This is a genomic window from Aeromonas sp. HMWF017, from assembly GCF_003061465.1.
Lineage (GTDB): Bacteria > Pseudomonadota > Gammaproteobacteria > Enterobacterales > Aeromonadaceae > Aeromonas > Aeromonas veronii.
Genome location: NZ_QAJD01000178.1, coordinates 1 through 5,997, shown reverse-complemented (window position 1 = coordinate 5,997; position 5,997 = coordinate 1). Strand labels below are relative to the sequence as shown.

Annotated in this window: 3 protein-coding genes and 2 pseudogenes; 2 read left to right on the top strand and 3 right to left on the bottom strand. The window is 59.6% G+C overall.

Translation table 11 applies throughout. The features are described 5' to 3' along the window. Positions 1-477: pseudogene (locus DBR30_RS22675) on the bottom strand (RNase E specificity factor CsrD); the annotation flags it as partial. A 504-nt stretch (positions 478-981) separates the two neighbouring features. Here DBR30_RS22675 and DBR30_RS20055 point away from each other — a divergent pair. After that, a complete protein-coding gene (locus DBR30_RS20055; protein ID WP_108539846.1) occupies positions 982-2,508 on the top strand; it encodes an EAL domain-containing protein in 1,527 nt (508 codons plus the stop codon). A gap of 281 nt (positions 2,509-2,789) precedes the next feature. After that, on the top strand, positions 2,790-3,887 hold the full coding sequence (locus DBR30_RS20050) for a calcium:proton antiporter (protein ID WP_005357691.1): 1,098 nt from the start codon (positions 2,790-2,792) through the stop codon (positions 3,885-3,887). Positions 3,888-4,032: 145 nt separating this feature from the next. Here the strand turns inward: DBR30_RS20050 and hutH are convergent, their stop codons facing one another. Beyond that, positions 4,033-5,565, bottom strand: a complete 1,533-nt coding sequence (hutH, locus tag DBR30_RS20045) for a histidine ammonia-lyase (RefSeq protein WP_108539844.1) — start codon at positions 5,563-5,565, stop codon at positions 4,033-4,035. Between the two features lie 4 nt (positions 5,566-5,569). Continuing rightward, a pseudogene (locus DBR30_RS20040) lies at positions 5,570-5,997 on the bottom strand (urocanate hydratase); the annotation flags it as partial.

Here is a 5,997-nt window from a genome sequence, read left to right as displayed (position 1 = left end):
CTGCTGGCGCAGCCAGCGGATGGAGTACCAGAGACCGAACACCACGATAAAAATGCCCAGCGAGATGCCGGACATCGCCTTGATGGAGTATTCCGCCTCCTTGAAGGGGCGCTCCAGTTTGAAGTTGGCCTGCATGCCGGTCTGATGGGGCAGCGGGTGGCTGTATGGCACCAGCAGTTGTTCATCGACCGGATTGCGCACATCGCGGAACCAGTAGACCCGCTGGTTATTCTGGCGCACCTCCAGCTCGACCACATGGGCAGCCCGCAGCAGAGTGGGCAGCCAGTGGCTCATATCCTCCATGTCGTGAGCTACATCGAGCTGCTTGTCGATCACTTCGACCAGCGCATCGACCTTCTTTTGCTGCAACTCCATGCCCAGCTCGCGAAAGCTGAACACCCCGCCAATCAGCACGGTCGCCATGGCTGCGATCACGCAAAGGGTGATAAATGAGACAAGCTGTGTAGTGAGTTTCATGCGCCTTTCCGTATGCCCAGCATCATCCATGTCGCCTCATGGTAGCAGCGGCGATCGGGCCACAGCTATGGATGAAGATCCCGCTTCTGCAATTTAAGCGGGCAAGCATAACCCAAAGCAGAGGGAGAATACCAAGGATGACGGGCTACAGATGCGGGAAAGGGCGGGATGACAGACAGAAAAATGGTCCCTCAAAGGGGACCAAAAGGAACACTCATATCAAAACTAACACTCTGTGCTACTGACAAAAAACAGATACAGGAGTATTGAACACACGGTGAGTCAAACCGCAGGGCTACTCTAATGCAGTTCGGATAAGCTGAGCAATTGTCATTTATGACAGGTCAGCGATTGAATCTAGCCAAAGTTAATAATAAACACATTTAAAATCATGTAGTTAAAAAATCAATCAACAAGTGTGACAACTCGGACTCAAATTGATTGCACTAATGCTCTATGATGGCAAAGTCCATTTGTGTCTCATGAAACTGGCAGGTACTTCCTTTGCGTAAATCACCCGTCTGGATCGCTCTGTTGCTGTTCGTCCTGCCTGTCGTGGGCAGCCAGTTTCTCGGCCTGTGGTTTGCCAAGCCGATGGCCTTTCATCTGCTGGAAGAGAAGGTTGCCGAGCTCAAGGGGGCCATGGCCGTACGCCACCGGGAGCTGGATGCCGCCATCAACAAACAACTGGCACAATTTGAGTTCAACTGCGGTGCCAAAGACATGGAGCTGCTGCGCGATCCGCGCTTCTACAGCGCTCATATCCGCCTGCAAGGGTTGGAGCTCGCTTCCGGCAACAGCTGCTCCAGCCTGGGGGTGGAGATCCCGCTGATCAAAGAGCTCCAGAACAGCGGGCAGAAGTTTGGCAAGTTGGGGATTACCGCCACCGTGGCCAAATACAATACCGAGCAGGAGCTGGTGGCCTTTTACCAATCCGGCGACAACCTCGCCTACTGGGTGCTGGATAACAGCTGGAGCCACGACCTGCTGCAACACCCCTGCAGCCACTGCTTCTATCTGGAGTTCAGCCGACAGGATACCGATGCAAGCACAGTCCACTTCCCCCGTGGCGACCAGGAGATCAAACAGGAAGAGAGCAATATCAGCCTCAGTTTCTTCGATCCCAATGAACTCACCAAACAGACGGTCTGGGCGGGAAAAGCGCTGGAGCAATATGCCCATGACCAACTCAATCACTACGGTCTCTGGTTCGGTATCGCGCTCGGTGCCCTGTTAAGCGTCACATACTGGCTGCTGCGCAGCTATCGGCGCTCCCTCAAGGGACTGCTGCAAACAGGGTTGATCCGCAAGGAATTTATTCCCCTCTACCAGCCGATAGTGGATGCCCGTACCCACCAAGTGGTGGGATTCGAGGCGCTGCTGCGCTGGCAGCGGGGAAACGAGCTGATCCCCCCGGGCACCTTTATCGAATATGCAGAGGAGCAGGGGCTGATCCTGCCGATGACCGAACAGTTGCTGGAGCAGGTGATCACCGACCTGCCGCAGCTGGCACCGGAGCAGTGGGTCAGCGTCAATCTGGTGGCGGCCCATATCGAGCAGCCCCTGCTGCGCACCCTGCTCGCTCACAGCCAAAACCCCTCACCCACCCGGCTCACCTTCGAGCTGACGGAGCGCAAGCCGATCCTCGACATCAAGGCGGCCACCGAGGAGATCACCCTGCTGCAACAGATGGGGTATCACTTCAAGCTGGATGATTTCGGTACCGGCTACGGCGGCTTTGCCTACCTGCAGAGCCTGGGGATCCGCCAGATCAAGATCGACAAGATGTTCGTCGATACCATAGGCACCAACGACCTCAAGCGCAGCGTACTGGATGCCATCATCGTCTTTGGTCGGGAATCAGGCATGGAGATGATCGCCGAAGGGGTCGAGAGCCAGCTGCAGGTCGACTATCTGAGCCAGCACGGCGTCTATCTGATCCAGGGCTACTTCTTCGGCAAACCCATGCCGCTGAAGATACTGACCCACTGGCAACGGGAGTGGCAGTTGCAACACCAGAAGGCCAGCTAACACAGAGATGGCAGGATTTGGCTGCGAAATGGCCTGGCTATACGCTCGGCATCACCAAAGAGGTGCCGATGGCCGGTAAGCCCCCCAGCAGACCCGGGCCCGGCTCCATGGTGAAATCGAACCACCTCCTGCCACCCCTTATTTACATTCAGCAACAAAATGATCTGCCCTGACGGGGATAACAACCTTTATCATAAGGAGCCGGTTATTGCGCAACCGATAACCGTGCAGCCTGTTTACGTCATCCGGTCGTCAAGACCCCAAATAGAGAACCATTGCCTATGAAGACAGTTATCCGGCAAGAGATTGCCCTGCCCGTTGGCCTGCTGACCCTGCTCTTTTTCAAGACCCTGGGCAGTGACCTGCTGACAGAGACAACTCCGCTCGGGATCTATCTTCCTGTTTCGGCGGCACTATTGGCCATCGTCACCTGGGCCATCTTCTCGGTGGTGCGCCACTCCGATGCCCTCGCCATCAAGCTGGGCGAGCCCTTCGGCACCCTGATCCTCACCCTCTCGGTCATCTCGCTGGAGGTGGTGATGATCTCCTCGGTAATGCTGACCGGCGAGCCCAACCCCACCATGGCCCGCGATACCATGTTTGCGGTAGTGATGCTGGTGAGTACCGGTCTGGTGGGCTTCACCCTGCTGTTTGGCGGCTGGCGCTACCACACCCAGAGCTTCAATCTGGATGGGGTCAAATCCTATCTGGTGGCCATCATCCCGCTGGCCCTGCTCTGTCTGGTGCTGCCCAACTTCACCGAGGGCGGTGCAATCGGCAGTATGTCGCGCGCCATGTCGTGGATGCTGATCATCATCTCGATCCTGCTCTACGGGGTCTTTCTGCTGATCCAGACCCGCAGCCACAGCCACTTCTTCGTCGACAGCGATCACGAGGATTATGAGGAGCACCACGGCCCGCTGCAGAGCAACGTCTATCACACCATCCTGCTGCTCGCCTACCTGCTGGTGGTAATCCTGCTGGCCAAGACCCTGGCCATCCCCATCAACTACGGGGTGCATGTCATGGACGCGCCCGCCGCACTGGGCGGCTTTATCGTCGCCTGCATCGTGCTGGCTCCCGAAGCAGTCGGCGCCATCAAAGCCGCCTTCAACAACCAGTTGCAGCGAGCAATGAACCTCTACTTCGGCTCTGTGCTGGCCACCATCGCCCTCACCGTACCTGCCGTGCTCTTTATCGGCTCCATGCTGGGTCAGGAGGTACGCCTCGGCCTCTCCCCCGCCGATATGGTGCTGCTGGTCACGACCCTGATGGTCTGTAAAGTGACCTTCAGCAGCGGCCGCACCAATGTGCTCCATGGTGCGACCCATCTGGTGTTGTTCGTGGTCTATCTGTTCCTGATGTTCGAACACGAATAACCGCGTTCAACCAACGTCAGAAACGCAAAGACCGCCCGATTGGGCGGTCTTTTGTTATCTGCTCCCGGCGGTCACCGGCGCCAGTGAAGCGGCTTCCCCCTCATCCCCAACCCTTCTCCCGCCAGGAGAGAAGGGTGACCAAGGCTTACAGGCTGGGCAGTACCCCGACCGGGATCAGGTCGTTGTAGCTGGCACGGCCCAGCAGGGCGGCGGCCGCCTCGATGTCCGGCGCGAAGTACCTGTCCTTGTCGTAGAAGCTCACCTCTGTCCGCAGTCGTCCCTTGGCCAGCTCGATCAGCTCGGTACTGCGCAGCGGCGCGCGGAAATCGAGCCCCTGTGCCGCCGCCAGCAGTTCAACTGCCAGAATGCCGCGGGTGTTCTCGGCCATATCGGCAAGCCGGCGGCCAGCGAAGGTCGCCATGGAGACGTGATCCTCCTGATTGGCCGACGTAGGCAGGCTATCCACCGAGGCGGGATGGGCCAGGGTCTTGTTCTCGGAGGCCAGCGCCGCCGAGGTGACCTGAGCGATCATAAAGCCCGAATTCACCCCGCCGTTGTTGACCAGAAACGCCGGCAGACCGGACATCCGAGAGTCGATCAACAGCGCCATCCGCCGCTCTGACAGCGAGCCGATTTCGGCAATGGCCAGCGCCAGATTGTCGGCGGCGAAGGCCACCGGCTCGGCGTGGAAGTTGCCACCGGAGAGGATCTCCTCGTCATCGGCAAACACCAGCGGGTTGTCGGAGACCGCGTTGGCCTCGCACACCAGCACCTCGGCGGCGTGGCGGATCTGGGTCAGGCAGGCGCCCATCACCTGCGGCTGGCAGCGCAATGAGTAGGGATCCTGCACCTTCTCGCAGTTGTGATGGGACATGCCGATCTCGCTGCCATCCACCAGCAGGTGGCGGTAGCAGGCGGCCGCGTCGATCTGGCCACGCTGACCACGCACCTCGTGGATGCGGGCATCGAACGGCCGGCGACTGCCGAGCGCAGCCTCCACACTCATGGCACCTATGGTGATGGCACCAGCGAACAGATCCTCGGCGTGGAACAGCCCCTCCAGCGCGAAGGCGGTGCTCGCCTGAGTGCCGTTGAGCAGCGCCAATCCTTCTTTGGGCGCCAGCGCGATAGGCTCGAGGCCTGCAATTTTCAGCGCAGTAGCGGCGCCGATCAGCTCGCCCTTGTGGCGAGCCTTGCCCTCCCCGATCAGCAGGCAGCTCATATGAGCCAGCGGCGCCAGATCGCCGGAGGCACCGACGGATCCCTTCTTCGGCACTACCGGATAGACTTCGGCGTTGATGAGGGTCATCAAGGCCTCAAGCACCGTCAGCCGGATGCCGGAGAAGCCCCGCGCCAGGGAGTTGAGCTTGAGTACCATCATCAATCGCACGGTGGCGTCATCCATGTATTCGCCGATGCCAGCGGCATGGGAGAGCACGATGGAGCGCTGCAGTTCGTCCAGCTGCTCCACCGGAATGCGGGTGTTGGCCAGCAGGCCAAAGCCGGTGTTGATGCCATACACCACCCGGTTCTGCTCTATCACCTTGGTAACCACGGCAGCGGAGGCGTGGATCCCCGGCAGGGCGGCCGGATCCAGTGAAATATGTACCGGCTCGCGGCTGACGCGGCGCAGGGTGGCAAGATCCAGCTTGCCCGGAGTAATAGTCAATTCAAACATGGTGTTACACCTTTCCTTTGACACCGTTGGCGCCGTCAATCATCGGCAGATCCAGTTTCGCCTCATGGGCACAGTTGATGGCAATCTCGTAGCCGGCATCCGCGTGGCGCATCACCCCGGTGGCCGGATCGTTGCGCAGCACCCGACCGACGCGGCGGGCCGCGTCATCGGAGCCGTCGCAGACGATCACCACGCCGGAGTGCTGGGAGAAGCCCATGCCGACCCCGCCGCCGTGGTGCAGGGAGACCCAGGTCGCGCCGCCAGCGGTGTTGAGCAGAGCGTTGAGCAGCGGCCAGTCGGAGACGGCATCGGAGCCATCCATCATCGACTCGGTCTCGCGGTTCGGGCTCGCCACCGAGCCAGAATCCAGATGGTCGCGGCCAATGACGATGGGGGCTTTCAGCTCGCCGTTTTTCACCATCTCGTTGCAGG